Raw genomic sequence first — 26,223 nt, forward strand, 5'->3', positions numbered from 1 at the left:
AAATCTCAGAGCTGGCCGGCGGCCTTCATCGCCAAATAGCAGTCCGCCAGCGCCGGGCCGAGATCAGCGGGCGCTGCGTCGACCACCTCCACCCCGAGCTGGCGCAGCCGCGAGGCGATCGCCCGCCGGTCGTTACGGGACCGTTCGGCCGCCGCCGCGTCGTACACGGCGGGGGCGTCGCTGCGCCCGGTGGCCAGTTGATCGACCCGCGGGTCGGCGACAGCGGCGATGATCACCTTGTGTCTGCCGCACAGCTGGGGCAGTACCGGCAGCAGGCCTTCGTCGAGTGCAGCCGCATTCAGGTCGGTCAGCAGCACTACCAGCGCCCGTTGCCGGACCCGCTGGAAAATGGTGGAAACCATCGCCGCGGAATCGGATTCGATGAGCGCCGGCTGTAACGGCGCCATCGCGTCGACGAGCTGGGCCAGTACCTCCGTCCGCGCCGCGCCGAACACGGCGGCGCGGGTCACCCGGTCGTGGGCGAGGAAATCGACGTGATCACCGGCGCGGCTGGCCAGCGCCGCAAGCAGCAGCGCGGCATCCATCGACCAATCCAGCCGGGGCCAGCCGTTGGGGTCGCCGGCTGTCGGGTCCACGCCCACGCGGCCGGCCGCCGTGCGCCCGGTGTCGAGGACGAGGACGACGCGACGGTCACGTTCCGGACGCCAGGTCCGGACCACGACGTCGGCGCGCCGAGCGGTGGCGCGCCAGTCGATTGAGCGAACGTCGTCGCCGACGACATATTCTCGCAGCGAGTCGAATTCGGTGCCCTGGCCGCGGGTCAACGTTGGTAGCAGGCCGTCGATCTCACGCAGCCTGGCAAGTCGCGACGGCAGGTGTTTGCGCGACAAGAACGGCGGCAGCACCCGCACCTGTCCGGCAACCGGAGCAGAACTCTGGCGCCCGGCAATGCCCAGCGGCCCGATCGATCGCGCGGTCACCGACGCCGACCGGTGATCACCGCGGCGGACCGGCCGAAGCGAGGTTTCCACCCGCTGCGTGCTCCCGGCAGCGATGTCGACGGTGTGCAGGCTCGGTTGGGCGCGCATGCTCGGCGGCCAGGCATCGCGCACCTGCCCGCGAAACCGGCGGCGGCCGTTATTGTGAATCAGCAGAACGGCGTTCGCCGACTCGCCCAGCCGCATCGAAGGATTGGGCCCGCGGCTGAAGCGCAATGCGCGAGTGCTGGCGGCCAGCCCGGCGTCGAGGAGGATCACCGCCGCGAGCGCCACCATCAGCACGACGAAAGCTGTTGCCGGCCACGGCGATACCGTGATAGGAAAAACGCAAGCCAACGCGGCGAGACCGGCGCGCCTGGTCAGGATCACTAGCGTGGCACCGGAACCGACGCCAGTATTCCGTCGAGCACACCGTCGGCGGTGACGCCTTCCAGTTCGGCTTCTGGACGCATCATCACGCGGTGGCGCAGCGTCGCTCGGGCCATGGCCTTCACGTCGTCGGGCGTGACATAGTTTCGCCCGGACAGCCACGCCCATGACCGCGCCGTAGCCAGCAGCGCCGTCGCACCGCGAGGCGAAACCCCGAGCTGCAGTGCCGGCGAGTGGCGGGTAGCAGCCACCACGTCGACGATGTAGCCGAGGATCTCGTCGGCGACCAGGACCTGCTGGACGGCGTCGCGCCCGGCGGCCAACTCGTCCGGGCCGGCCACCGGCTCGATTGCCGACAGGTCGCGGGGATCGAATCCGTGCGCGTGCTGGCCGAGAATGGAGATCTCCGCGTCACGTGGCGGCAGCGGCACGGTCAATTTGAGCAAGAACCGGTCGAGCTGAGCCTCGGGCAGCTGGTAAGTGCCCTCGTATTCGATCGGGTTCTGGGTTGCTGCAACGATGAACGGATCGGGCAGCGGCCGCGGTTCGCCTTCCACACTGACTTGCCGCTCTTCCATTGCCTCCAGCAACGCGGCCTGGGTCTTGGGTGGTGTGCGGTTGATCTCGTCGGCGAGCATCAGATTGGTGAACACCGGACCGGGCCTGAAGACGAACGCCGCGGTGCGGGCGTCGTAAACCAGCGAGCCGGTGACGTCGCCGGGCATCAGGTCCGGAGTGAACTGCACTCGTTTGAAATCCAGCTGCAATGCTGCTGCCATTGCGCGCACCAGCAGCGTCTTCGCCACGCCCGGAACACCTTCCAGTAGCACATGGCCGCGACACAGCAAGGCGATAACCAGGCCGCTGACAACCGCTTCCTGCCCGACGACGGCTTTGGCGATTTCGGTTCGCAACGCCAGCAATGCATGACGTGCCGATTCCGCCGCCGGCGGCTGAGCTGGGGCGGGGGCCGACTGAGTCATGAGTAATTGATCCGCCTTTCGATATCGTCGAGAGCACGGGCCAGGTGCACCAGGTCAGTGTCGGTAGCCGGTGGCGGTCCGAAGAGCGTATGCCACACCGTATCCGGGTGTGAGCCGCTGCGCTGTGCAACGGCGTTTGCGACCGGCGCGTCTGGGCTGGGAGTGGCCAATCCCAGCCGCGGGAGTAGTCGTTGCAGAGTCGCGGTGCGCAACGCCTGCGCGGCGCGATCGCGGGCCCGCCGGGACCGATAGAGCCGTCCGCGGCCCTCCACCGTCTCCGACGCGCGCACAACCACGTGCAGCTCTTCGGCGACCAGTGGGCCCATTCGCCGGCCCTTCCAGAGCGCGAACAGGAACACCGCCAGCACTAGCTGCCAGACCATCCAGGTAACGTTATCCGGGATCAGACCCAAAAGCGTTGTCTTCGAGGATGTGTGTCCCTCGACTCGCTGTGGTGCGTACCAGATCAGACGAGCGCGGGCACCGGCGAGGTTCATCGCCAGTGCGGCATTACCTGCCCGCAGTAGGCCACCGTTGGACATGAAGTCGGTGCTGCCGACCAGGGTGACGGTGCGGTCGCCGTCGCGGTAGCGGATGAGTGCCCCGCCATAACAGCTGATGATCTCGCGGCTGCCAATCGCGCGGTAGGTGTCGGTCGGCCCGAATTGCACTGATCCGGCCCGATTCGCTTCGCGCAATGCGCAATTGGGTTGACTGTCTGGCGTGCTGGCAGCACTGATGCGGATCTGGGGAGCCAGCACAGCCCGCGCTCGCGACGTCGGCTCTACCAGAAGCCGGTCGCCCGGAAGCTCTGCCAGCCGGTGCAGCAGCTCGGGGTCGGCGATGCGTTGGCTCTGCGCGATCAGCAGCAAAGACTGGGCATCCATTGCCTTTTCGACGTCGGCAACGGTGCGGGCGACGACGACGTCGACACCGTGACTGCGCAGCAGCGCGACCAACGCGTGTGCGCCGCCGGGGTTGGTGGACGCCGGGTCCATCTGGCCTCCGGGCCGTGGCGCAGTCAGGTAGGCGCTCACGGCAGCCACGGCGCAAATGGCGACCAGGCACAGCAGGACCCAACGCCACGAGCGCAAGCGTCCCGCCCCTCGGGTTGCCGGCATTGTCGCTGTCATCGGATCGGCACCCGCGCGTCGGCCCGCAGCTGGTCGTCGAGGTCGGCGATCAGCTGATAGGCCTCCGATGTTCCGGGCCGCTCACCGTAGGTGACGTCGTTGAAAGCTGTTGCGGCCTGCGTGAACTGCGATGCGACATGCGGTATGCGCGCGCCGGCGTCACGAGCCAGTTCGTTGGCGGTGCGGCCTGGAGATGGGTTGAGAACCGCGGTCTCCTCCAGCCCGCGCGCGATGGCCCGTAGTCGATGCCGGATTGCAGCTGTCCAATTGCCCTCGGCCGCAAAACGTTCTGCAGCAGCGCGGTGCGCGGCAGCGCTGAGTTGGCTACCCCCGAAGAGCTGGTAATCGGCACCGCGGCGGGTGCGCATGGTGCGTCGCGCGATGCGAATGGCGACAACCACGGCGACCGCCAGCAGGGTGAGTAGCACGGCGATGGTGAACCACCCGCCGGGCAACGAGGATCCTTTCTCGACGATGCGGTAGATCAGCTCGTCGAGCCAGTCATGGAAGCGTTGCGCCGGGGACGCTTTGGGATAGATCGGTTTGGTGAGCTCACGCTGTGCGGCCTCGTGTGCGGCATCGCGGTCAATGTCGAGAGCAGGCATCGGCAACCAACCTCACATCGGCCGGGTCAGCCACAGGTTGTCGGTGGACGCGGTCGCCGCCGGACCGCCGGCGGCCCCGGTCTGCAGGATCAGATCGAATGCCTCGGCGCGGATCCGGCGGTCGGTGTAGAGCAGGACGACGACTCCGGCGCTGAACGGAGCGGTGATGATTCGGCCGATCACCGAGCCGACGGCACTGATCGTGAGACTGAGCAGGACGCTGCCGCTGCTCAGTCCGACCAGTAACTGGCCTGCGAAGTTGAATGGTGCGGCGACGGTGCCTGACACCAGGGTCACCACGAAACCGGTCAGCAGCCGAATCCCGAGTACGCGCCAGAAACTGTTGCGCACCAATGCAAACGACCTGGTGATGGCGTCGACAACGGGCAGCCGCTCGAGCACGATAAGCACGGGCGCGAACGACAGTACGGTGTAGAGGTAGACCACGAGTGCGATCACGGCCAGTACCAACGGGAACCCGAAAACGAATGCGGCAGCGGCATTACCGACTGCGCCGACTACAGCGATGACCACTGCCACACCGGCGAAAAGCAGTATCGCTCCGCCGGCTTCCAACGCGGCCAGGCCGATCAACGCCAACAGCCGCCCGCTGATTCTGGACCAGGCTTCGCCGATTGTGATCGTCGAACCGAACACTGCCCGTCCGACGACAACGGTGAGCATGCCGCTGAGCAGGATTCCGGCCAGCCAACTGACCAGGCCACCAGCCCCCAGCGAAACCATCCAGGTGGTTACCTCGTAGCCGGTCACTTCGTCAGGCGAACCGGTTTGCAGCTGGTTCGCGGCGGAGAACGGACCAGCCGACGCCGCCAGCGCGATCAGCTGGACTGTCACGACAATGATGGCGGTGAGTCCCAAGGTCGCTTTGGGATTGGCGCGGATGTATCCGACGGCGCCGTTGTAGATGTCGCTGAGACTCAATGGCCGCAGCGGAATGATGCCCGGCTTGAACGTCCCGGGCCCGAGCTGTTGCCCGAAGCCGCCAGGCGGACCGTAACCAGGGGGTGGCCCGTAACCCGGGGGTGGCCCGTAACCCGGGGCTGGCCCGTAACCCGGGGCTGGCCCGTAGCCCGGGGGCGGTCCGTAGCCCGGTGGTGGCCCGTAGCCCGGTGGTGGCCCGTAGCCCGGGGGCGGTCCATAGCCCGGGGGCGGTCCGTAGCCCGGGGGCGATCCGTAGCCGGGCGGCGGGTAGCCCGCTCCCGGGTAACCGGGCGGTCCATAGCCGGGGGGCGGATAGCCCGGGTAATCCGGGTAGTCCTGTGGCGGCATGCTCACGACACGGGCACCAAAGCGCCGCCCCCGAAGTCGGTCACTAGCGCTGCTCCGCCTATTCGTGGCGCATCGCCGGCAGCGCAGATCATGGCTCCATCCTTACGGCGATCCGGCCATTTCTCAACGTGCCACGGGTTGTCGTAGGCGTCCCTGAACTCCGGCGGCTCGCGTAGCGTCTGGGCCATGGCTGAACTGAAGGCCCGGCTGCGGGCAGATCTGACCGAGGCGATGAGGTCGCAGGACAAGTTGCGCACCGCGACGCTGCGGATGGTGCTGGCCGCGATCCAAACCGAAGAAGTATCCGGGAAGCAGTCGCGCGAACTCACTGACGACGAGCTGATCAAGGTGCTGGCCAGGGAGTCCCGCAAGCGGGCCGAGGCGGCCGAGGTCTACACGCAAAACGGTCGCGGTGAGCTGGCCGCCCAGGAGCACGCCGAGGCACGCGTGATCGACGAGTACCTGCCGCCCCCGCTCAACGAGGGTGAGCTCGCCGACGTCGTCGACACCGCCATCGCGCAGGTGGCCGAGCAATTGGGGGAGCGGCCTGGCATGAAACAGATGGGGATGGTGATGAAGGCGGCCACCGCCATTGCCGCCGGCAAGGCCGACGGATCGCGGCTGGCCGCGGCGGTGAAGGACCGGCTCTAGACTCGGCCGCCGCCCGCCGCGTCCGGTGCCGGCGCGCGTGCGATCGCAGCTCGGCCGTTTGCCCTGGCTGCTCAGGGGTACCCGAATGCTATGACGCGGTTTGGCTACACCCTGATGACCGAGCAGAACGGCCCCAAAGACCTTGTCCAATACGCGATTTCAGCTGAACGGACAGGTTTCGACTTTGAAGTCTGCAGCGACCACTTCTCGCCTTGGTTGGCATCGCAGGGACATGCTCCCAACGCCTGGGCGGTACTGGGAGCGGTAGCTCACGCCACCGACCGGGTGGATCTGTACTCCTACGTCACCTGCCCGACGATGCGCTATCACCCCGCCGTCGTCGCACAGCAGGCTGCCACCGTGCAAATCCTCGCCGACGGGCGGTTCATCCTGGGCCTGGGCAGCGGGGAAAACCTCAACGAGCACGTGATCGGACGAGGCTGGCCGGCGGTCAAGCAACGTCACGACATGCTTTGCGAGGCCATTGAGATCATCCGCGCACTGTTCGGCGGCGGCCTGGTCGATTGGCACGGCCATTACTACCAAGTGGATTCGGCCCGGCTCTGGGACCTGCCAGAGGACCCGGTCGGCATCGCCGTGTCGATGACCGGTCCACGGTCCATCGCCCGGTTCGCCACCCTCGCCGACCACCTGGTCGCGGTCGAACCTAACGGAGACCTGGTTCACGAGTGGCACGCCGCGCGCCAGGCCACCGGCATGGCCGGGGGCGGCCGGGTGATCGGGCAGGTTCCGATCTGCTGGGACCCCGACCGCGACGCGGCAGTGCAACGCGCCCACGATCAATTCCGCTGGTTCGGCGGCGGCTGGCACGTCAACGCCAACTTGCCGACGACGGCGGGTTTCGCGGCTGCCACGCAGTTCGTCCGCCCCAATGACGTGGCCGACAGCATCCCGTGCGGACCGGACCTGGACCAGATCGTCGACGCGGTACGTCCGTTTTGGGAGTCGGGGTTCACCGACGTCGCGCTGATCCAAATCGGCGGCGAGGCACAAGACCTGTTTTTCAAGGAGGCGGCCGAGCCGCTGCTGGATGCGCTGCGCGCCGCGGCCGGCAAGGGAGATGGCGATGACTAATCCGTCGTTCATGAACACCAAGACTGCGCTGGTGAAGGGGCTGGGCGGGGCAAGCCTGGGCCTGGGGCTAAGCGAAATGCTCGCGCCCGAGAAAGTCGCGGCGCTGACCGGCGTCGACGCCAACGGCCGAACCCGGCCGGTGATCCGGGCGTTGGGCTTGCGTGAATGCGGCCATGCCGCGGCGCTGCTGTTCGGGCCGAGCAAATTGGTGTGGACGCGAGTGGCCGGCGACGCCCTTGACTTGGCTCTGCTGGGTATCGGAGCGACCAACCAAGACCGGCAGCGACGCCGCCGCACCGCCGTGTCGGCCGCCGCGCTGGTGGGCATCGCTGCGGCCGATCTCTACGCGCCGCTTCGCAGCACCAGAAACGGTGGCCGACACGCTGACGGAACACCTCACCGCACGGTTCGAGCGGCCGTCACGGTGCGCAAGTCTGCCGAGGAGGTCTACCGGTTCTGGCGCGACCTGGAAAACCTGCCATCGTTCATGCATCACCTGAAGTCGGTGACCGTCGAAGCCGACGGTCGCACGCGTTGGGTGGCCACCGCACCGGCCGGGCAGTCCGTCCAGTGGGAGGCGCAGATCACCGCCGACGAGCCAGGCGAGCGCATCGCCTGGCAATCGCTACCCGGGTCGACGATCGAGAACGGCGGCAGCGTGGAGTTCAAAGCCGCGCCGGGTGGGCGCGGCACCGAGGTGCGGGTGGTGATCAGCTACCGCCTGCCGGGCGGGGCGCTGGGCAAAGCGGTCGGGACGCTGTTCGGCGAATCGGCCGACCAGCAAGTCAACGACGATCTTCGCCGATTCAAACAACTGCTGGAGACCGGCGAAGTCATGCGCTCGGACGGCTCGCCGGAGGGGACTGCCGCGAGCCGGCAGATGCATCAGCACTCAGCGCAGCCGAAGGGACACAACCGATGAAGGCCACCGTGTGGGCCGGTCGCAACAGCGTGGAGGTGCAGTCGGTTCCCGACCCGAAGATCCTCAACGACCGCGACGCTATCGTGCAGGTCACCTCGACCGCGATCTGCGGCTCCGATCTGCACATCTACGACGGCTACATCCCGACCGTCAAACACGGCGACATCCTCGGACACGAATTCATGGGTGAGGTTGTCGAAGTGGGCAAGGGTGTAACGAATCTCAAAGCCGGTGACCGGGTCGTCGTGCCGTTCCCGATCGCCTGCGGCGCCTGTTGGGCATGCGAAAACGAGTTGTACTCGCTGTGCGAGAACTCCAATCCCAACGCCGGAATTCCGGAGAAGTTGATGGGCCATTCGCCGGCCGGACTGTTCGGCTATTCGCACATGCTGGGTGGATTCGCCGGCGGGCAAGCCGAATACGCGAGGGTGCCATTTGCCGACGTGGGACCGCTGAAGATCGACGACGATCTCACCGACGAACAGGTGCTGTTTCTCTCCGACATCTTGCCGACCGGGTACATGGGCGCCGAAATGTGTGGTATCCAGCCGGGCGATATTGTCGCGGTCTGGGGTGCCGGCCCGGTAGGGCTGTTCGCGATCATCAGCGCCTATCTGCTCGGCGCGTCGAAAGTCATTGCTATCGACCGCGTTCCGTATCGTCTTGCGCTGGCCGCCGAGAAAGGCGCGATACCGGTCAACTTCGGCGAGCAGTCGGTGCTTGAGACGTTGCGGGACATCACCGCGGGCCGCGGTCCCGACCACTGCATCGACGCGGTCGGTATGGAGGCCCGCAACGGGTCGACCGTCGTCGACGCCTACGACCGGGTGAAGCAGGCGGCACGGCTGGAAACCGAACGGCCCCACGCACTTCGAGAAGCCGTACTGAGTTGTCGCAACGGCGGAACCATCTCAGTCATCGGCGTGTACGGCGGTTTAATGGACAAGTTTCCGATCGGCGCGGTCATGAATCGGTCGTTGACCATCAAGACCGGTCAGTGTCACGTGCAGCGATACATGCGCCCACTGCTGGAGAGGATCCGCAACGGTGAGATAGATCCCACATTCCTGATCACTCACCGGCTTTCACTCGAGGAAGCACCGCACGGCTACGAGATCTTCAAGCACAAACAGGACAACTGCACGAAAGTTGTTTTGAAACCCTAGTGACCCATCTGGAGGGAAATCATGTCGCATCACGATTTGCAGGGCAAGACAGTCGCCATCCTCGCCGCTGACGGCGTCGAGAAGGTGGAATTGGAACAGCCGCGAGCCGCAGTACAAGAGGCGGGTGGGCAGGTCCAGGTGGTGTCGCTCAAGCCCGGCGAAATCCAGGCGCGTAACCATGATTTGGAGCCGGCCGGGACTTTTCCGGTGGACCGAACGGTGTCGGACGTATCGGTGGACGATTTCGACGCGCTGGTGCTGCCCGGCGGTACGGTCAACCCGGACAAGCTGCGGATGGACGATTCGGCGGTCTCGTTCGTGCGCGACTTCGTCAATTCGGGAAAGCCGGTGGCCGCCATTTGTCACGGACCGTGGACGCTGGTTGAGGCCGGCGTCGTTGGCGGACGAACGGTTACCTCATATCCGAGCATCCGCACCGATTTGCGTAATGCGGGCGCCAACGTGGTCGACGAGGAAGTCGTGGTGGACGGGAATTTGATCTCGAGCCGCTCGCCGCGGGATCTGCCCGCATTCTGCTCGACCATCGTCGAAAAGCTCGCACACGCGCGGGCCAGCGCCTGAACTGACAGTTTTAAATCGGTGGTTTGTGGGCATTAGTCACTCAAGTGCCGCGAACGTCGCGGCGACGTCTTGAGAGGCCCACGTGACGATTCCATACCTGGCGCCGGCCGTCACGGACTCGCCGGCCGCTGCGGGGGTATACCCACCGCAGCAAGATTCACAGTTGCTCGTCTACGCCATGGACACCACCGGTTTGGTGCCGGGAGCGCGGGTGCTGGACATCTGTACCGGCAGTGGATTCGTCGCGATCGCCGCCGCCGAATTGGGGGCAGGCAGCGTCACCGCGTTCGATGTTTGTCCGCGTGCCGTGCACTGTTCGCGGGGTAACGCGGTACATGCCGGCGTCGATGTCGACGTCCGGGAGGGATCGTGGACCCGCGCGCACGAATGCGGGCCGTTCGACCTCGTGGTGTGCAATCCACCGTATGTACCCACGCCGCCGCACGGCGACACGAAGGTCATCCCGCACACCGCGGGGCCATCGCGGGCCTGGAACGCAGGTGTCGACGGACGCCTGCTGCTGGATCCTTTGTGCCACGCGGTATTCGATTTGCTCGACGATGGCGGCTCGGCGTTGCTGGTGCACTCCGAGCTGGCCGGCACGGAAAAGTCCTTGTACGCGTTACGCAAATCCGGCCTACACGCGGAAGTCGTCGTCTCGCAAATCATTCCATTCGGTCCGGTGATGTCGGCGCGAGCCGGGTGGTTGGAAGAAATCGGCCTTATCCCGCACGGCCGTCGCACCGAAGAACTCATCGTCATCCGAGCGGACAAACGATGACCGAGCCGACCCGAGTGCAGATCATTCCAAACGGCCCCGTACTGATTCCGGGGCCGGTGCGCATCGAGATGCCCAATGGCCGCGTCGTCGAGTCCGACCGATTCACGGTGGCCGTCTGCACCTGCCGCCGCAGCAAAAACTACCCACTGTGCGACACCAGCCACCGGCGGTGTCGCCCTGCCCGCACGAAATCAGACCAGCGGGCGTCGTAGCGAGCTCTGGCCGGCCTTCCAGGCCTCCATCATGGCGTCGCCCAATCGGTCTTCGACCAGTGCGTGGGCGCGGATCCCGAATACCACGTCGGCCTCCAAGTGCGGCTCCCGGGCGACCAGATCGCCCACCACGTCGATGCGCACCACCTGTTCGTGTACGGCGTCCGCTTCGACATGCTCGCTATAGAACGCAATGCATTCCGCGGGTGCACCCATGCGCTGCAACGCCTCCACCAATCGGCGAGAGCCTGGTGGCGAGGTGATCTCCGTCGACGCGAAATGCCCGATGGCGGCGCCACGTAGCTGCCGGTGCAGACCGAACATCGACATCAAGTTCACCACCGCCAGCGACTGCGCCGGAACCGCGTCCAGGTAACCGAGGTACGTCGCATCCAAGCCTGCGGCCCACAACAAGTCGGCGAACATCTGCTGGTGGACTCGATGCCCGCGCCCGGCACCGAATTCGTCGAATTCGACGGCGACGAACGACGCCTTGGCCTGGCCGGTGAGCCGGGGGATCGCCCAGGCATGCGGGTCACCCTCCTTGAGGTGATACAGGGATCGGTGCACGAAGTACTCGCGCATCTGCTCCCAGGTCCCGTGGTCGCGCAGCCAGTAGGAAGGTCCGGTACCGTCGGCGGGTTCGATTGAGAGCGCGTGCATTTCGGCTGCCGCAGTGCGGTCGGGGTCGATCGGGCCGACTTCCCGGCGGATGCCGGCCAGAAAGGCCCGTTCCATTTGGCCGCGCAGGTGCAACAATCCCGGATTCCATTCCCAGGTCGGGTCGACACCCGCGAAGCCGCGGTAGTGCAGCTCGTAACACATGTACAGCGCCAGTTGCAGATCCAGCCCGTAGGGATCCGACTCGCGCACCGATGCCCCTATGCGCGTCAGCTGATCGCGCGGCGCAGGTTCGGTGAGGCTGCGCCGGACAGCCATGGACAGCGGGCCGTTGGCCGCCGGCAACGCAGGTTCCAGCGTGGTCTGTACTTGGGTCACGCCCTGGTTTACCCCAAATGAGGCAGAAGTAAAACAGTCTCTCTGCGATGTGGCGAAATTCCGACACATGTTGAATATCGCGACATTTGCGCAGAATACGGGCACATTTCGCCGGTTTCGACGACACCGATATCGCCGATGCCATTATCGATGCGGTGCCGAATCGGCAGACAGTTATTGCGAATTCGCTGTGCGCAGCCAATGGAAATGCCAGCATGCACGTGATGGTTGGACAACAGCAAACACCAGTTTGGTCGTTTGGCCCCGCACGTTAAGGAGCGACGATGACCTCAAGAAATCCCGGCGTGCTGACGAAAATAGCTGTAGCCGTCGCATTTCTCGGAATGGCTGGGTTGGGTTTTACACTTCCCGCGAACGCGACACCTGTATTTGCCGGCATGCCCGGTACGCTCGCCCCGCTCGATGATCCCGATCCCGGGATGCCCACCAACCCGAACGATCCCAGATGCGCGGGGATGCCTGACGTCGCCCCATGCCAGGGCGGCCCGTACGACAACAACACGATTCCCAACGGTCCGGCGGATCCCGCATGCATCAGCCAGCCCAACAACCCGATATGTGCGGGCGGCCCGTTTGCTCCGCCTGCGCCCGGGTCACCTTCGAGCCCACCCACCGGTCCGCTGGATCCCGCATGCGCCGGCATGCCGGGTAGCGCGGGGTGCGTGGGAAGCCCATTCGCTCCCCCGTCTTCTGCGCCGCCACCGCCCGCGTCCCCGGTCGACAACGCTGTGCCACCGGTCGCGCCACCGCCTGACAACGCTCCGCCCGCACCACCGATCGCGCCGCCGCCGCTCGACCCGGCTGGCGGCGGGATGCCCGATGGGCCGATCGGTGGCGGTATGCCTCCCGACATCGGTGGTGGGATGCCCGGCGACATCGGTGGCGGGATCGGTGGCGGCATGCCTGGCGACATCGGAGGCGGTATCGGTGGCGGCATCGGTGGCGGAATGCCCCACGACATCGGTGGCGGTATCGGTGGCGGGATGCCGCACATCGGCGGAGGCATGGGCCACATCTGACCCATTGCTTTAGGTGCGGCTCTAGTTGCGGTGCGGGATAAACTCCTGCGCTTTGACTTTGATGCCTTCCCTGATCAAACCGAATGCGTCCTCGTCGCCTTTGAGCACGGCAGTAGCAGCGGCCTTCATCTGGTCGAAGGTGGCGTGCGGCGGAACCGGCGGGATGTCGGGATCGCAGTGCACGTCGAGCACAGTGGGCCGATCGGCGGCCAGGGCCTGGTCCCACGCTGACGAGATTTGATCGGGATCAGTCAGTGTGGCCGAGGCCAGACCCAGGCTGGCCGCGAAACCGGCAAAGTCCACAGACGGAAGTGTCTGGGATTCAGGGAATTTCGGCGCACCGGCCATCGCCCGCATCTCCCACGTCACCTGGTTGAGGTCGTTGTTGTGCAAAACCGCGACGACCAGCCTCGGATCAGCCCATTCCTTCCAGTAGTGCGCAATGGTGATCAACTCGGCCATGCCGTTCATCTGCATTGCCCCGTCACCGGCGAACACGATCACCGGGCGGTCCGGGTTGGCGAATTTGCCGCCGATGCCGTAGGGCACACCCGGGCCCATGGTGGCGAGGTTGCCCGATAGCGAACCGCGCATTTCGCCGCGGAACTTCAATTGGCGCGCATACCAATTGGCGGCCGATCCCGAATCGGCCGTGACGATGGCGTTGTCGGGCAGTTTGGGCGACAACTCAGAGAACAGCCGCATCGGGTTGATCGGATCAGCCGACACGTTGGCTTCCATTTCCATGGTTTGCCACCAGCGCCGGACATTCTTTTCGATCTTTTCCCGCCAGGACCGGTCGGACTTGCGCTCGATCAGCGGGATCAGCGCCCGCAGCGTTGCCGCGGCGTCACCGACCAGATTCACCTCGTTCGGGTATCGCATGCCGATCAACGCGGGATCGATGTCGATTTGCACACCGCGGGCGTCGCCGAACCCTGGAAGGAACTGGGTGTAGGGGAAACTCGAACCGATCGTGAGCAGAGTGTCGCAATCACGCATCAGCTCATAGCTCGGCCGGGTGCCCAGCAACCCTATCGAGCCCGTCACCCACGGCAGTTCGTCGGACAATACGTCCTTGCCCAGCAACGGCTTAGCCACACCCGCGCCAAGCATATCGGCGATCTCGGTGACCTCCTCAACCGCTCCTTTGGCTCCGCACCCAACGAGCATCGCGACGCGTTCGCCCGCATTGAGCACGTCGGCGGCGCGCTGCAAACCTTCCGGGGAACCTTGCGTTCGCGGCCACTCGAAGCCGAGGCTGGACGGAACCATCTTGAATTCGTGAGTGGGCGGCGAGTACTCCAACTCCTGGACGTCGGCGGGAATGATGACCGCCGTCGGTGCGCGCCGGGCCAGCGCGGTGCGAATGGCGCGGTCGAGCACGTTGGGTAATTGCTCGGGCACCGTGACCATCTGGATGTAATCGCTGGCGACGTCCTTATAGAGGCTCATCAGGTCGACTTCTTGCTGGTAGGACCCGCCCATCGCGCTGCGGTTGGTCTGCCCCACGATCGCCAGCACCGGAACCCGGTCGAGCTTCGCGTCGTACAGTCCGTTCAGCAGGTGGATGGCCCCCGGCCCCGACGTCGCCGCGCATACCCCCAGCTTGTTGCTGAACTTCGCGTAGCCCACCGCTTCGAACGCGCACATCTCCTCGTGGCGGGCCTGCACAAACTTCGGTTTGTTATCGGCGCGCCCCCACGCTGCCAACAGGCCGTTGATCCCGTCACCCGCGTACGCGAAAACCTTCTCGACGTCCCAATCGCGCAGCCGTTCGAGCACAAAATCGGCAACCAACGTGCTCGCCATCGCACACCCCATTCCTGTCCGGATCAGTACCGGCAGGTGATTACCCAAGAGGCGGCGGTCTTAGACCCTTGAGTCAGGCTGGCGGGATTTAACCCGCGGCCTCTTCGGCCCGAACGAAGCGACCTGGGTGTTTGGGTGTGCTGACCGCGTCGAGTATTTAGAACTTCACTGCAAGGTCTTGGCGGGCTATACGGCGAACGCCCCAGAAGTAAGTAACAAAGGGCATGGTGCACCACAAGAGGTTCAGCACCACGAACTTGATCCACATCTCAACCGGACTGCTCATGCTTTGCAGATTGTTCGCAATCTCCACCCCGAAGTAGACCGCTGGCAGCGTGACCTCCACGATCATCCCGCCCATGATGAATGACAGTTGAGTGGTGGTGAACTGCTTGCCATTCCGGAAGAACTGCACCATCGCGTAGGCCTCGAAGAGGCCGACGAAGAAGGCAATCCATTCAAGGACGACAATGAGCGGGTCACCGTTTAAGTAGCGTGCGTCGCCTCCGAGCAGGATGGGCGCCCACATGTACGTCCACAGAGCGCCGCGCTGTACGCCGGCCCTGATTTGGTCGAACAGCAATAGCCACGGCAGCTCCCAGATGAAGCGTGGGATGAGAGCAATGAAGACCCACACGATCACCATCGCGCTCAGTCGCTCCGACTTCGTCCAGTCGCGACGGCCCGCCACCGGCAGCCAGGGCAGGGCAAGCGCCGTCAAGAAGCATCCAACGACGACAACCACCAATCCGGTGGAAGCGACGACATGGGAAACCCCGCCGTGAAATTCGAGAAACCAGAACACGACATGAATGGCGAAGAAAAACGCCAGGACCCCGAAAAGCGACTTTTGCAGTGACGAGAGTCCGCGCCTGTGCCGCGGCTGCTGTTCGTCGGCGTTGATCGTCTCTGTCATGGCCCTACCATTCGCTGGGCGGGTAGCTGCATGCCCGAAGCATGGCATATGCACAAAACGAGCCTCGACTGTGTTGTTGCTGGTCGAGGCCTTGTGATTTGTGTCGGGGTGGCGGGATTTGAACCCACGGCCTCTTCGTCCCGAACGAAGCGCGCTACCAAGCTGCGCCACACCCCGTATAAAGCCACGACAGCGTATCGCACTGACCCGCGATGCCGCTAAAGCATACTGGCCGCAGACAACGGGTACCCGAACACTCGTCTCCAACTTGACGCGCTGTGCCAGGTAGATCACATCATCAGCGCTCAGCGACGTCCCTCACAGTTACCGCGGAATACGCCTCGATATCAGTACTGTTTATATCCACCGAATCGGTGCAAGAGGAGCGAGAGAATCATGACGGTCTTGGGCGCTGTGGTGTTCGGTGGCCTGTTGGCTCTCGGCGTGCTGTGGCTACTGCTGACCGCTCCGGCCAGTGAGGCGCACGACGCGTGGGATCACACCCAGCGCCCGGTGCGTTCGAATTCGGCCAACACCGCGGCGGAGGGGCCGGTATCGAGCCCTTGGGCCTTGACCCAGTCGTCGCAAAAGTAGGTGTCGGCGTAACGGTCGCCGCTGTCGGCGAGCAGCGTGACGACCGAGCCAGCGCGGCCGGCCGCGACCATCTCGGCCAGTAGGCCGAACGCTCCCCACAGATTGGTGCCCGTCGAGGCACCTACCCGGCGGCCCAGCACGTCGCTGGCATGCCGTGCCGCGGCGATCGACGCGGCGTCGGGAACCGAGACCATCCGGTCGACCACGTCCGGCAGAAACGACGGTTCGACCCGCGGCCGGCCGATGCCCTCGATGCGCGACGACGCGTCGATGACGGTGTCGTAGCGATTTTCGGCATAGGCGGGGTAGAACGCGGAATTCTCCGGATCGACCACACACAACCGGGTGGCGTGCCGGCGATAGCGGATGTAGCGCCCAATCGTCGCGCTGGTGCCGCCGGTGCCCGCCCCGACCACAATCCACTCCGGAATCGGGTGCTTCTCGTCGCGCATCTGGACGAATATCGACTCGGCGATGTTGTTGTTGCCGCGCCAGTCGGTGGCTCGCTCGGCGTTGGTGAACTGGTCGAGGTAGTGTCCGCCGGTCCGCTCGGCAACCCGTTCGGCCTCGGCGTAGATGTCGCCCGAATGCTCCACGAAATGGCAACGGCCGCCTTGAGATTCGATCAACGCAACTTTCGACGCACTGGTCGAGGCGGGCATCACCGCGATGAACGGCAGGCCCAACAGGGCGGCGAAGTAGGCTTCCGACACCGCCGTGGACCCCGATGACGCCTCCACCACCGTGGTGTCCTCGCCGATCCAGCCGTTGCACAGCGCATACAGAAACAGCGAGCGGGCAAGCCGGTGCTTGAGGCTGCCGGTGATATGGGTGGTCTCGTCTTTGAGGTAGAGCTCGACGTCGGCGTCTGTGCTCCAGGCCGACGGCAACGGATAGCGCAGCAGGTGGGTATCGGCGCTGCGCCGGGCGTCGGCCTCGATCAGACGAATCGCATTGTCGGTCCAGCCGCGTGGTCGGCTGCGAACCGCGACCCTGGTCTGTTCGCTCAATGCACCGAATACGTCGGCTGCGAGCGCCCCCGGTTGATGTGTGGATCGCGGCCACCGGTCGGGGCCGCGACGAGGGTCAGCAGCGTCGCTTCGGGCCGGCAGCAAAACCGCACCGGCGCGAACGGCGAGGTGCCGATCCCGGCCGAAACGTGCAGCCACATGCTGGCGCCCCAACGCGACGCGCCCCTGGCCCGAGACCGGTCGAGACCCGAATTGGTCACCAGTGCGCCGTAGAACGGCAGGCACACCTGGCCACCGTGGGTGTGGCCGGCCAGCACCAACTGGTAGCCGTCGGAGGCGAAGCGGTCCAGCACCCGCGGCTCGGGCGAATGCGTCAGGCCCAGCCGCAGGTTGGCGGCCGGCGACGCGGGCCCGGCGATCGTCTCGTACCGGTCGCGCGCAATGTGCGGGTCGTCCACGCCGGCCGCGGCGATATGCAGCCCGGCCACCTCGAACTCGCGCCGGGTGTGCGTGAGATCCAGCCAGCCACGCTCGGTGAACGCCGCCCGCAGATCCTGCCAGGGCAGCGGCTTCCCGTGTACGCGATGCGCGGGGTTGGTCACGTAGTTCAACGGGTTCTTCAGGCGCGGGCCGAAGTAGTCGTTGCTGCCGAAGACGAATACGCCCGGCACCGACAGCAGGTCACCGAGGGTTTGCACCACCGCGGGTACCGCCTTGGGGTGCGCCAGGTTGTCGCCGGTGTTGACCACCAGGTCTGGGTCCCAGGCGGCCAGCTCGCGCAGCCATGCCTGCTTGCGGCGCTGGGTGGGGCGCATGTGGATGTCGCTGATGTGCAGCACCCGCAGCGGCGAAGAACCCGGGGTCAAAACCGGCATCGTCACTTCGCGCACCACGAACGCGTTGCGTTCGATGATCGACGCGTAACCGATTCCGGTGAGCGACAAGCCGAGCGTGGCGGCACCGGTGGCTTTCCAAGCGGCGGACATAAAAGCAGAGTACTGCCGCCCCGTGATTTGGTGGTGATCACCACGGCGTCATGTGGTGACCCGCCGCGCGCAAGCTACGGGGGCGGCGGCTCGGTAGGCGGAGGCGGCGGTGCCAGCAGCGGAATCGTGATCGGAGGCAATCCGGGGATCTCGATGACCTGCGAGCCGATCGGTACCGGCGCGCCCTCCGGCGGTGGCGGCGGAGGCGGCGGGATGCCGTTACTGGTCTGGATGGTGATCACCGCGCCCGGGATGGTCTGACCACTCGGCGAGGTTCCCACCACCTCCCCGTACTTGGCGGTGCTGTTGACCGATGCGGGTTGGTCGGCGACCTGGAAACCGGCTTCCTTCAACCGCGTGCGCGCCCCTTCCACATCGAGACCGACAACACTGGGCACCCGCGAGTTGGCGCCGCCGTCGACGTAGCGCGGGTCGGTCGGCGGCAGCTTCACCTCGCCGAAATTGTTCGCCACCGGCTTCATGGCGGTGAACCAGGTACGGGCCGGCTCGTTACCGCCGAACAAATTCCCGCTGCCGCAACGCCGCAACGGCGAGGAGCACAGATCCGACGGGTGAGTGGAGTCGTCGAAGATGTAGTTCGCCGCCGCGTACTGGTTGGTGAAGCCGACGAAACCCGACGAGCGGTGCGCCTCTGTGGTGCCGGTCTTGCCGGACATCGGCAGGTTCCAGCCCGCCGCCCCGGCCGATCCCGCTGCCGTACCGCCCGGCTGGCTGTCCTTGCTCAGCGCGTTGGCCAGCGTGTTCGCCAACCCCTCGGGCACCACCTGTTCACAGGGTTCGGTGGTGACGGCGACCTCGTTGCCGTCCCGGTCGATCAGCTTGTCGATCGGGTTGGGTGGGCACCACACGCCGCCGGAGGCCAGGGTCGCCGCAACGTTCGACAGCTCCAACGCGTTCACCTCGAACGGGCCCAGTGTGAACGAGCCGATGTTCTGCCGCTTGATGAAGTCGGCCAGGCTTTCGTTGCTGTCCTGGTCGTAGTCGCGGGCGGTTCCCGGATCGGCGTACGAGCGCAGCCCGAGCCGCACCGCCATGTCGACCGCGCGCGGCACGCCCACCAGCTGAATCAGCTTGGCGAACGCGGTATTCGGCGAAGCGGCCAGCGCATCGGTCACATTCATCGACCCGCGGTAGTTACCGGCGTTGATTACGCACCAGGTCTCTTTGGGGCAGCCCTTGGCGCCGCCGCTGCCCATCCCCTTGGCCTGGAAGCTGCCGGGCACCTCGAGCTGGGCGCTGATGCCCATCCCCATCTCCAGCGCGGCCGCCGTCGTGAAGATCTTGAAGATCGACCCGGCGCCGTCGCCGACCAAAGAGAAGGGCTGTGGCCGCATGGTTTCGCCGGCGTCGGTGTTCAGCCCGTACCTGCGGTTGCTGGCCATCGCCAGCACCTTGTGCGATTTCTTGCCGGGCTTGATCACGCTCATCACGCTGGTGATGCCGTCAAGATCCGGGCTGGCGAAGGCATCGATGCCCTGCTTGACCGACGCCTGCACGTCGGGATCCAGCGTCGTACGGATGAGGTAGCCGCCCCGGGCGAGCTGCTCCTTGCTGATGCCCGCGCGAGCCAGATACGCCTGCACGTAGTCGCAGAAAAACGCACGATCTCCGGCGGCGATGCAGCCGCGGGGCAATTCGTTGGGCTGCGGCAGGATTCCCAGCGGCTCGGCCTTGGCTGCCCGCAAGGCGTCGGCTTCTTGCGGAAGGTTCTCGATCATGGTGTCCAGCACCAGGTTCCGCCGGGCGAGCGCACCGTCCGGATTGGTGTAGGGGTTGAGTGTGCTGGTCGACTGCACCATCCCGGCCAGTAGCGCCGCCTGCTGCCAGTTCAGGTCGGCGGCGTCCACACCGAAGTAGGTCTGCGCGGCGTCCTGCACACCGAATGCGTTGTTGCCGAACGAAACCAAGTTGAGGTAGCGAGTCAAGATCTCAGGCTTGCTGAAGGTCTTGTCCAAGGTGAGCGCCATGCGGATTTCGCGCAACTTGCGTGCCGGCGTGGTCTCCACGGCTGCGCGTTTCTCGGCATCGGTCTGCGCGAGCACCAGCAGCTGATAGTTCTTCACATACTGTTGCTCGATCGTCGAGCCGCCGCGGGTGTCGAGATCTCCAGAGGCGTAGCCGGCCAGCCCGGTCAGCGTGCCCTTCCAGTCGACGCCGTTGTGCTCGGCGAACCGTTTGTCCTCGATCGAGACGATCGCCAACTTCATGGTGTTGGCGATCTTGTCGGTGGGCACCTCGAACCGCCGCTGCGAGTAGAGCCACGCGATCGTGTTGCCCTTGGCGTCGACCATGGTCGTCACAGCGGGAACGTCGCCCTCGAGAAGCTGGGCCGAGCCGTTGGCGACGACCTCCGAGGCCCGGTTGGACATCAGGCCGACTCCGCCGGCAGCAGGAAACATCAGAGCCGCCAGGAGGACGCCGGCCAGCAGGCAGCATCCGGCGAGCTTGGCGACCGTAATCGCAGTCGGAACGCGCTCCGGCATGGCTCCTAGACTAGCGGCGTCGCGACAGGTGTCGTCTCGAGTGGCTACTGAGGAATTATCCGAATTTCCGCCTGCGTCACAGGTCAGGGCGTTATCGGGCCGTTATCGGCGAAATCCGCGATCCGCTCCGCCGGCTCCACAACCCCTCGGGCTGGACGGTCGTCCAAAAATTCAGGAAAATCACATCTTGCACAATCGCCGCTGACCACTTAAATTATCGGCACAGTGAGATACAGGTAACACCGAAGTGCATAGTGTGGCGTAGATCGCACTGTCCGTCTGCACCGAGGGGTGGAGCCGCCTTACCGGCGGTTGATAGCGAAGGGGACGCTGGTGTCAGGTACGCGGACTGTGGTGCGCAATGGAGCATCGACAGGCAATGCTGCGGGCCGCTCGGATTCCGAGTCGCGGATTGCTTGGGTATCGAAGGCCCTCTGCAGAGCGGCTGATCCCGACGAGCTGTTTGTCCGGGGCGCGGCGCAACGCAAGGCAGCGGTGATCTGCCGGCATTGCCCGGTGATGCTCGAGTGTGGCGCCGACGCATTGGACAACCGGGTGGAGTTCGGCGTGTGGGGTGGCATGACCGAACGCCAGCGACGGGCATTGCTCAAGCAGCACCCGGAGGTGGTGTCCTGGGCGGAGTTTTTCGCTAACCAGCGCAAACACCGCAACGCTGTCTAAGCGGTCAGCTGGTCGCCGATCGCGCGCAGTGCTTCGAGGTCGGAAACGTCGAACGGCAACGATGGCACTCCGACGACCGGCACGTGCGGATTGGCCCCGGTGAACCGGGACAACAGCCGGATTTCCCGCTTGGAGGTCGCCGCGCGGTCGGCGTGAATCCGCAGCACCGCAATGGTCAATGCGTGGCTGCCGTCGGCGCTGTGCTGCACGTCCTCCAGCGTTTCAGCACCGTCGATGGCACGCTCGACCGGCAGCGAGCACAACATCGGATGGGTCCGGTTCAGGATCAGCCCCGCCAGCGGCATGCGCTCCTCCGAGAGCCGGTCGACGAAGAACGATGCCTCCCGCAACGCATCCGGCTCGGCCGCAGACACCACGACGAATTGGGTGCCGCGCCGTTTCAGCAGCGCGTAGGTGCGGTCCGCCTTCTCCCGGAAACCCCCGAAGGTGGCATCCAGCGATTGGACGAAACCCGCTGCGTCGGCGAGCATTTGGGATCCGAGCACGGTCGACAGTGCCTTCATCGCCAGCCCGACGGCCCCGGTGACCAGCCGGCCGATCCCGCGCCCGGGACCCAGTAGCAGCCGCCACAATCTGCTGTCCATGAAGCTGCCCAGCCGTTTCGGCGCATCCAGGAAGTCCAGTGCATTGCGCGACGGCGGAGTGTCCACCACCACCAAATCCCAGCGGTCCTGGCTCAGCAACTGGCCGAGCTTTTCCATGGCCATGTACTCCTGGGTACCGGCCAGTGACGTGGCGACCGTCTGGTAGAACTGATTGTCCAGAATCGCTTGTGCGCGTTCGGGTCCGGAATACTGCACGACCATTTCGTCGAACGTGCGCCGCATGTCGAGCATCATGGCGAAGAGCTGGCCGGTCACCTCGGGCGCCAGCGGCACACGTTGCGGCGTGTTGCCAAGGTCGTTGATTCCCAACGCTTGCGCCAGCCGTTTGGCGGGGTCGATCGTCAACACCACCACCGTGCGGCCGCACTCGGCTGCCCGCAGTGCCATGGCCGCGGCGGTGGTGGTCTTTCCGACGCCGCCGGCGCCACAGCACACCACCACGCGGTTGGCGGTGTCGCTCAACATCGAGGCGATATCCAGTTTGGGCGGCGTGACACTCATCGAACACCTTGTTTTGCAAGCGATTCGGACAATTCGTAAAGACTGCCGAGATCGACGCCGTCAGCGATGGTGGGAAGCTCAAGGCGCGGTACATGGATCTCGTCGAGCTGCTGCGCAGTCTCGGCGCGGGCCGCGATGCGGGTGGCATGCTGGATGGTCTCGGTGAGCAGGCCGGCGAAATCGTCGTCGCTGAGCTTGATGCCGGCCGCGGCCAACCCCGCGCGCACGGCGTCGGCGTCGATATCGCCTTCGACGGCCTTGGCCAGATCGTCGGACTCTAAATAGGCGGGGATGTTGCGGTTGACGATCACCGAGCCGATCGGCAGGTTGAGCTCCTTCAGCTCGTCGATGGCCTCCATGGTCTCCTGCATCGGCAGCGCCTCCAGCAGCGTCACCACGTGGATGGCGGTCGCGTCGGAGTGCAGCAGCTTGACCACACCCTCGGCCTGCGAATAAACCGGCCCGCCTTTGGCCAGGTCGGAAACCGCCCTGGTGACATCCAGGAAGCGCGCGATCCGCCCGGTCGGTGGTGCGTCGACGACCACCGCGTCATACACCGGAAGCCTGTTCTTGTCGACGCGGATCACCGCTTCCTTGATCTTCCCGGTGAGCAGGACGTCGCGCAGGCCGGGCGCAATCGTCGTCGCGAACTCGACCGCACCGATTCGCCGCATCGCGCGCCCCGCGATGCCGAGGTTGTAGAACATGTCGAGGTATTCCAGGAACGCAGCTTCGATGTCGATCGCGAGCGCGTTGACCTGACCGCCATGCTCGGCCGTCGCAATTTTAATTTCCTTGTAGGGCAGCGGTGGCACGTCGAAAAGTTGCGCAATGCCTTGGCGCCCTTCGACTTCCACAAGCAACACCTTGCGTCCACCGGACGCGAGCGTCAGCGCGAGCGCGGCCGCGATTGTGGACTTGCCGGTGCCGCCCTTGCCCGTCACGAAATGCAGGCGGGCCTTCTCCAAACGCGATGGCCAGCCGATGTGACTGCTGCCGCTCGGTGTGGTCGCCACCAATGCACTCTAACCAGAAGGCCCTGCTGCTCTTCAGGCCGCTCCGCGGCCTGCATGGTCGCCGGGCGCCAGAAGGCCCGATGCCCTAACGATAAGCTCGGGTCATGACCCAACCGACCGCCTGGGAATACGCGACCGTCCCGCTGTTGACGCACGCCACCAAACAAATCCTCGACCAATGGGGCGCCGACGGTTGGGAGCTGGTTTCGGTGTTACCCGGGCCGACGGGGGAGCAACACGTCGCGTATCTAAAACGCCCGAAGTGAGCGTTTCCACCCGGCTCGGCCAGCTCGGCATCCAACTCCCGGAAGTGGCCAAACCGCTGGCCTCTTACGTACCGGCGGTGCGCACCGGCAATTTGGTGTACACCTCCGGCCAGCTGCCGATGCAGGCGGGCAAGCTGGCCGCCATCGGCAAGGTGGGCGCCGAGGTCAGTGCCGAGGAGGCGGCAGCCCTGGCGCGGGTGTGTGCACTCAACGCACTCGCGGCCGTCGATTCGTTGGTGGGCATCGACGCGGTGACCCGGGTGGTCAAGGTGGTCGGGTTCGTCGCGTCGGCAGCCGGGTTCAACGGCCAGCCGGGCGTGATCAACGGCGCGTCGGATCTGCTGTCCGAGGTGTTCGGCGACCGCGGCGCACATGCCCGATCCGCGGTCGGCGTGTCCGAGCTGCCGCTGAACGCGCCGGTGGAAGTCGAGTTGGTGGTCGAGGTCGGTTGCTGACTCATCCGGCGTACGGGCAGCTGCGGCCGGTCACCGACACGGCGTCGGTGCTGCTGGCCAACAACCCCGGCCTGATGACGCTGGAGGGCACCAACACCTGGGTGCTGCGCGGGCCGGGCAGCGACGAGGTGGTGATTGTCGATCCCGGACCGGACGACGACGACGAGCACATCGGCCGGCTTGCCGACGTTGGGCGTATCGCGCTGATTTTGATCAGCCATCGCCACGGCGACCACACCGACGGCATCGACAAGCTGGTGGCTGCGACGGGCGCCCCGGTGCGGTCGAGGGGCAGCGGTTTTCTGCGTAACCTCGGCGACCACCTGGTCGACGGGGAGGTGATCAAGGCCGCCGGCTTGACGATCAAGGTGATGGCCACCCCGGGCCACACCGCGGACTCGGTGTCGTTTGTTCTCGACGACGTTGTGCTGACCGCCGACACCGTGCTGGGCCGCGGCACCACCGTTATCGACAAGGAAGACGGCGGTCTGGCTGATTACCTGGAGTCGCTGCGCCGCCTGCAGGGTCTGGGTCGCCGGGTGGTGCTACCCGGCCACGGGCCGGATCTGCCCGACTTGGCGGCGGTCTCGGCCGAATACCTGGCGCACCGCGAACAGCGGCTGGAGCAGGTACGCCAAGCGCTGCAGGAACTCGGCGAAGACGCAACCGTGCGCCAGGTCGTCGAACATGTCTACGTCGACGTCGACGAGAAGCTTTGGGACGTCGCCGAATGGTCGGTGCAGGCACAGCTGGACTACCTTCGGCGTTGAAATTGCGCCTGGTGCTGTGAAATCGCCGAGGTCACGACCCTGAGCGCAATCTCAACGCGCGCGGTGTCGGATGCTCGCTCGGTCGCGCCCGGGCTGCGCCCGCGCTTACCTCGCTCGGTGTCGGATGCTCGCTCGGTCGCGCCCGGGCTGCGCCCGCGCTTACCTCGCTCGGTGTCGGATGCTCGCTCGGTCGCGCCCGGGCTGCGCCCGCGCTTACCTCGCTCGGCGGGCCAGCCGCTCCGAATCGGAGATCAACACGCTCTTGCCCTCCAGCCGAATCCAGCCCCGGTGCGCGAAATCGGCCAGCGCCTTGTTCACCGTTTCTCGGGACGCACCGACCAGCTGCGCGATTTCTTCCTGAGTCAGATCGTGGGTGACCCGCATCGCGCCACCCTCCTGGGTACCGAACCGCTGGGCCAGCTGCAGCAGCTGCTTGGCGACTCGGCCGGGCACGTCGGTGAAGATCAGGTCGGCGAGGTTGTTGTTGGTACGACGCAGTCGGCGGGCCAGCACTCGCAGCAGCTGCTCGGCGATCTCCGGACGGTCGGAAATCCAGGCGCGCAGCGCGTCGCGGTCCATCGACACCGCGCGCACCTCGGTGATGGTCGTCGCGCTCGATGTGCGGGGGCCGGGGTCGAAAATCGACAGCTCGCCGAACATGTCGGACGGGCCCATGATGGTCAGCAGGTTTTCCCTGCCGTCCGGGGACCGGCGACCGATCTTGACCTTCCCGGAAATGATGATGTAGAGCCGGTCGCCGGGCTCTCCCTCGGCGAACACGGTGTGCCCGCGGGGAAAGTCGACGGGCTGCAGTTGCTTGGTCAGCGCGGCGACGGCGCTGGGTTCAACACCCTGGAAGATTCCGGCCCTCGCCAGGATCTCGTCCACATTGCCCTTTCAGATCATCAGTGTGATTTGCGCATCGGCCCACACTCGGTTGTGAGATGAGTCTAAAGGTAGGCCGCTAGCTCAACGTGCCAACGCTACACATGATTAGCGTGCTGGGGCGGCCCAAATTGCCGATTCGTCCGCGAATGCCTGTGCCGTGGCGCCGCCGGGCCCTGCCGGACTGGATCCGCCCCGGCGGCCTGCCGTGCACGGCGGCGATGCAGGCAATCCAGGGCCTGCGGCATGCCCTCGCGGGCCAGCGTGTTCATCTCGGCGGCCTCAGCCTCCCGGAAGAATTCCGCGACGTCGCTGGCCGTGAGGGTCTCGTCCACTAAGCCCGATTCAAGTCGCTGCAGCCCGTACGTTGCCAGCATCAGCAACGCCGGGATGAACCCCACCAGCAACCAGGACACAAGGAGCCAGTAAACACGGCAAAGGTCTCAGTGGGAT

At 65.6% G+C, this 26,223-nt stretch carries 27 protein-coding genes and 1 tRNA gene; 12 read left to right on the forward strand and 16 right to left on the reverse strand.

From position 1 onward, the window contains the following. Window positions 1-5: 5 nt before the first annotated feature. The 5 genes from MSP7336_RS07030 to MSP7336_RS07050 are packed head-to-tail and all read right to left on the reverse strand — an operon-like array spanning window position 6 to window position 5,339. Window positions 6-1,328, reverse strand: coding sequence for a DUF58 domain-containing protein (locus MSP7336_RS07030; RefSeq protein ID WP_113963368.1), 1,323 nt, complete (start codon window positions 1,326-1,328; stop codon window positions 6-8). Beyond that, window positions 1,328-2,311: an AAA family ATPase gene (locus tag MSP7336_RS07035; protein WP_113963369.1), complete on the reverse strand. Its 984-nt coding sequence runs from the start codon at window positions 2,309-2,311 to the stop codon at window positions 1,328-1,330. Before MSP7336_RS07035 ends, MSP7336_RS07030 begins: the two co-directional genes overlap by 1 nt. Then, on the reverse strand, window positions 2,308-3,444 hold the full coding sequence (locus MSP7336_RS07040) for a DUF4350 domain-containing protein (RefSeq protein ID WP_113963370.1): 1,137 nt from the start codon (window positions 3,442-3,444) through the stop codon (window positions 2,308-2,310). Before MSP7336_RS07040 ends, MSP7336_RS07035 begins: the two co-directional genes overlap by 4 nt. Next, window positions 3,441-4,049, reverse strand: a complete 609-nt coding sequence (locus tag MSP7336_RS07045) for a DUF4129 domain-containing protein (RefSeq protein WP_069397228.1) — start codon at window positions 4,047-4,049, stop codon at window positions 3,441-3,443. The genes MSP7336_RS07040 and MSP7336_RS07045 overlap by 4 nt, the downstream gene beginning before the upstream one ends. A 12-nt stretch (window positions 4,050-4,061) precedes the next feature. Beyond that, the gene (locus MSP7336_RS07050; RefSeq protein ID WP_113964807.1) at window positions 4,062-5,339 is read right to left on the reverse strand and encodes a DUF7847 domain-containing protein; all 1,278 of its coding nucleotides are present in this window, start codon (window positions 5,337-5,339) and stop codon (window positions 4,062-4,064) included. Window positions 5,340-5,525: 186 nt separating this feature from the next. Between MSP7336_RS07050 and MSP7336_RS07055 the strand changes: the two genes are divergently transcribed. The 7 genes from MSP7336_RS07055 (at window position 5,526) to MSP7336_RS07085 (ending at window position 10,748) form a co-directional block, all read left to right on the forward strand. Continuing rightward, window positions 5,526-5,990 (forward strand): GatB/YqeY domain-containing protein, encoded by a 465-nt coding sequence (locus MSP7336_RS07055; RefSeq protein WP_113963371.1) that lies wholly within the window; start codon window positions 5,526-5,528, stop codon window positions 5,988-5,990. A 90-nt stretch (window positions 5,991-6,080) separates the two neighbouring features. Further along, window positions 6,081-7,085 carry an LLM class F420-dependent oxidoreductase gene (locus MSP7336_RS07060; protein ID WP_069397231.1) on the forward strand — a complete coding sequence of 335 codons (1,005 nt, stop codon included), beginning with the start codon at window positions 6,081-6,083 and terminating at the stop codon, window positions 7,083-7,085. Next, window positions 7,078-8,007 carry an SRPBCC family protein gene (locus tag MSP7336_RS07065; protein ID WP_220178564.1) on the forward strand — a complete coding sequence of 310 codons (930 nt, stop codon included), beginning with the start codon at window positions 7,078-7,080 and terminating at the stop codon, window positions 8,005-8,007. Before MSP7336_RS07060 ends, MSP7336_RS07065 begins: the two co-directional genes overlap by 8 nt. Then, the gene (locus MSP7336_RS07070) at window positions 8,004-9,173 is read left to right on the forward strand and encodes a zinc-dependent alcohol dehydrogenase (protein ID WP_113963372.1); all 1,170 of its coding nucleotides are present in this window, start codon (window positions 8,004-8,006) and stop codon (window positions 9,171-9,173) included. Before MSP7336_RS07065 ends, MSP7336_RS07070 begins: the two co-directional genes overlap by 4 nt. Before the next feature lie 21 nt (window positions 9,174-9,194). Next, window positions 9,195-9,755: a type 1 glutamine amidotransferase domain-containing protein gene (locus MSP7336_RS07075; RefSeq protein WP_069397234.1), complete on the forward strand. Its 561-nt coding sequence runs from the start codon at window positions 9,195-9,197 to the stop codon at window positions 9,753-9,755. Between the two features lie 82 nt (window positions 9,756-9,837). Continuing rightward, window positions 9,838-10,536 (forward strand): HemK2/MTQ2 family protein methyltransferase, encoded by a 699-nt coding sequence (locus tag MSP7336_RS07080; protein ID WP_425325735.1) that lies wholly within the window; start codon window positions 9,838-9,840, stop codon window positions 10,534-10,536. Then, window positions 10,533-10,748: a CDGSH iron-sulfur domain-containing protein gene (locus MSP7336_RS07085; RefSeq protein ID WP_069397235.1), complete on the forward strand. Its 216-nt coding sequence runs from the start codon at window positions 10,533-10,535 to the stop codon at window positions 10,746-10,748. The genes MSP7336_RS07080 and MSP7336_RS07085 overlap by 4 nt, the downstream gene beginning before the upstream one ends. Here MSP7336_RS07085 and MSP7336_RS07090 read toward each other — a convergent pair. Further along, complete coding sequence (locus MSP7336_RS07090; RefSeq protein ID WP_244917529.1) at window positions 10,728-11,687, reverse strand: iron-containing redox enzyme family protein; 960 nt, start codon at window positions 11,685-11,687, stop codon at window positions 10,728-10,730. The two genes, MSP7336_RS07085 and MSP7336_RS07090, sit on opposite strands and share 21 nt — an antisense overlap. 458 nt (window positions 11,688-12,145) lie before the next feature. On the opposite strand from MSP7336_RS07090, the gene MSP7336_RS23550 reads away from it, so the two are divergent. After that, window positions 12,146-12,787, forward strand: a complete 642-nt coding sequence (locus MSP7336_RS23550) for a hypothetical protein (RefSeq protein ID WP_142706761.1) — start codon at window positions 12,146-12,148, stop codon at window positions 12,785-12,787. A gap of 21 nt (window positions 12,788-12,808) precedes the next feature. On the opposite strand, the gene MSP7336_RS07100 is transcribed toward MSP7336_RS23550, so the two are convergent. From MSP7336_RS07100 to ponA2, 6 genes are all read right to left on the reverse strand, one after another. Then, window positions 12,809-14,599, reverse strand: coding sequence for a thiamine pyrophosphate-requiring protein (locus MSP7336_RS07100; protein WP_113963374.1), 1,791 nt, complete (start codon window positions 14,597-14,599; stop codon window positions 12,809-12,811). A 157-nt stretch (window positions 14,600-14,756) separates the two neighbouring features. Continuing rightward, window positions 14,757-15,515 (reverse strand): hypothetical protein, encoded by a 759-nt coding sequence (locus tag MSP7336_RS07105; RefSeq protein ID WP_181786616.1) that lies wholly within the window; start codon window positions 15,513-15,515, stop codon window positions 14,757-14,759. Between the two features lie 103 nt (window positions 15,516-15,618). Beyond that, window positions 15,619-15,692, reverse strand: a tRNA-Pro gene (locus MSP7336_RS07110). Between the two features lie 320 nt (window positions 15,693-16,012). Continuing rightward, complete coding sequence (gene cds1, locus MSP7336_RS07120) at window positions 16,013-17,119, reverse strand: L-cysteine desulfhydrase Cds1 (protein ID WP_181786618.1); 1,107 nt, start codon at window positions 17,117-17,119, stop codon at window positions 16,013-16,015. Continuing rightward, window positions 17,116-18,066, reverse strand: coding sequence for a metallophosphoesterase (locus tag MSP7336_RS07125; RefSeq protein WP_113963377.1), 951 nt, complete (start codon window positions 18,064-18,066; stop codon window positions 17,116-17,118). Before MSP7336_RS07125 ends, cds1 begins: the two co-directional genes overlap by 4 nt. 74 nt (window positions 18,067-18,140) lie before the next feature. Continuing rightward, complete coding sequence (gene ponA2 / locus MSP7336_RS07130) at window positions 18,141-20,570, reverse strand: transglycosylase/D,D-transpeptidase PonA2 (protein ID WP_113963378.1); 2,430 nt, start codon at window positions 20,568-20,570, stop codon at window positions 18,141-18,143. Between the two features lie 333 nt (window positions 20,571-20,903). On the opposite strand from ponA2, the gene MSP7336_RS07135 reads away from it, so the two are divergent. After that, a complete protein-coding gene (locus tag MSP7336_RS07135; protein WP_069394683.1) occupies window positions 20,904-21,251 on the forward strand; it encodes a WhiB family transcriptional regulator in 348 nt (115 codons plus the stop codon). Here MSP7336_RS07135 and bagB read toward each other — a convergent pair. Together bagB and bagA are read right to left on the reverse strand one after the other, a co-directional pair. Beyond that, window positions 21,248-22,378 (reverse strand): ATPase BagB, encoded by a 1,131-nt coding sequence (gene bagB / locus MSP7336_RS07140; protein WP_113963379.1) that lies wholly within the window; start codon window positions 22,376-22,378, stop codon window positions 21,248-21,250. The two genes, MSP7336_RS07135 and bagB, sit on opposite strands and share 4 nt — an antisense overlap. Further along, on the reverse strand, window positions 22,375-23,397 hold the full coding sequence (gene bagA, locus MSP7336_RS07145) for an ATPase BagA (protein WP_113963380.1): 1,023 nt from the start codon (window positions 23,395-23,397) through the stop codon (window positions 22,375-22,377). Before bagA ends, bagB begins: the two co-directional genes overlap by 4 nt. A 101-nt stretch (window positions 23,398-23,498) precedes the next feature. On the opposite strand from bagA, the gene sp36 reads away from it, so the two are divergent. The 3 genes from sp36 to MSP7336_RS07160 are packed head-to-tail and all read left to right on the forward strand — an operon-like array spanning window position 23,499 to window position 24,885. Continuing rightward, a complete protein-coding gene (gene sp36, locus MSP7336_RS07150) occupies window positions 23,499-23,660 on the forward strand; it encodes a Sp36 family protein (protein ID WP_099539648.1) in 162 nt (53 codons plus the stop codon). Next, window positions 23,657-24,115 (forward strand): RidA family protein, encoded by a 459-nt coding sequence (locus tag MSP7336_RS07155; RefSeq protein WP_069394686.1) that lies wholly within the window; start codon window positions 23,657-23,659, stop codon window positions 24,113-24,115. The genes sp36 and MSP7336_RS07155 overlap by 4 nt, the downstream gene beginning before the upstream one ends. Then, the gene (locus MSP7336_RS07160) at window positions 24,109-24,885 is read left to right on the forward strand and encodes an MBL fold metallo-hydrolase (protein ID WP_232320941.1); all 777 of its coding nucleotides are present in this window, start codon (window positions 24,109-24,111) and stop codon (window positions 24,883-24,885) included. The genes MSP7336_RS07155 and MSP7336_RS07160 overlap by 7 nt, the downstream gene beginning before the upstream one ends. A gap of 213 nt (window positions 24,886-25,098) precedes the next feature. Here the strand turns inward: MSP7336_RS07160 and crp are convergent, their stop codons facing one another. Both crp and MSP7336_RS07170 read right to left on the reverse strand, forming a co-directional pair. After that, on the reverse strand, window positions 25,099-25,773 hold the full coding sequence (crp, locus tag MSP7336_RS07165) for a cAMP-activated global transcriptional regulator CRP (protein WP_069394687.1): 675 nt from the start codon (window positions 25,771-25,773) through the stop codon (window positions 25,099-25,101). Between the two features lie 95 nt (window positions 25,774-25,868). Then, window positions 25,869-26,147: a hypothetical protein gene (locus tag MSP7336_RS07170; protein WP_084226329.1), complete on the reverse strand. Its 279-nt coding sequence runs from the start codon at window positions 26,145-26,147 to the stop codon at window positions 25,869-25,871. Window positions 26,148-26,223: the final 76 nt, after the last annotated feature.

The sequence above is a fragment of the Mycobacterium shimoidei genome, from assembly GCF_900417275.1.
GTDB classification, from domain to species: Bacteria; Actinomycetota; Actinomycetes; order Mycobacteriales; family Mycobacteriaceae; genus Mycobacterium; species Mycobacterium shimoidei.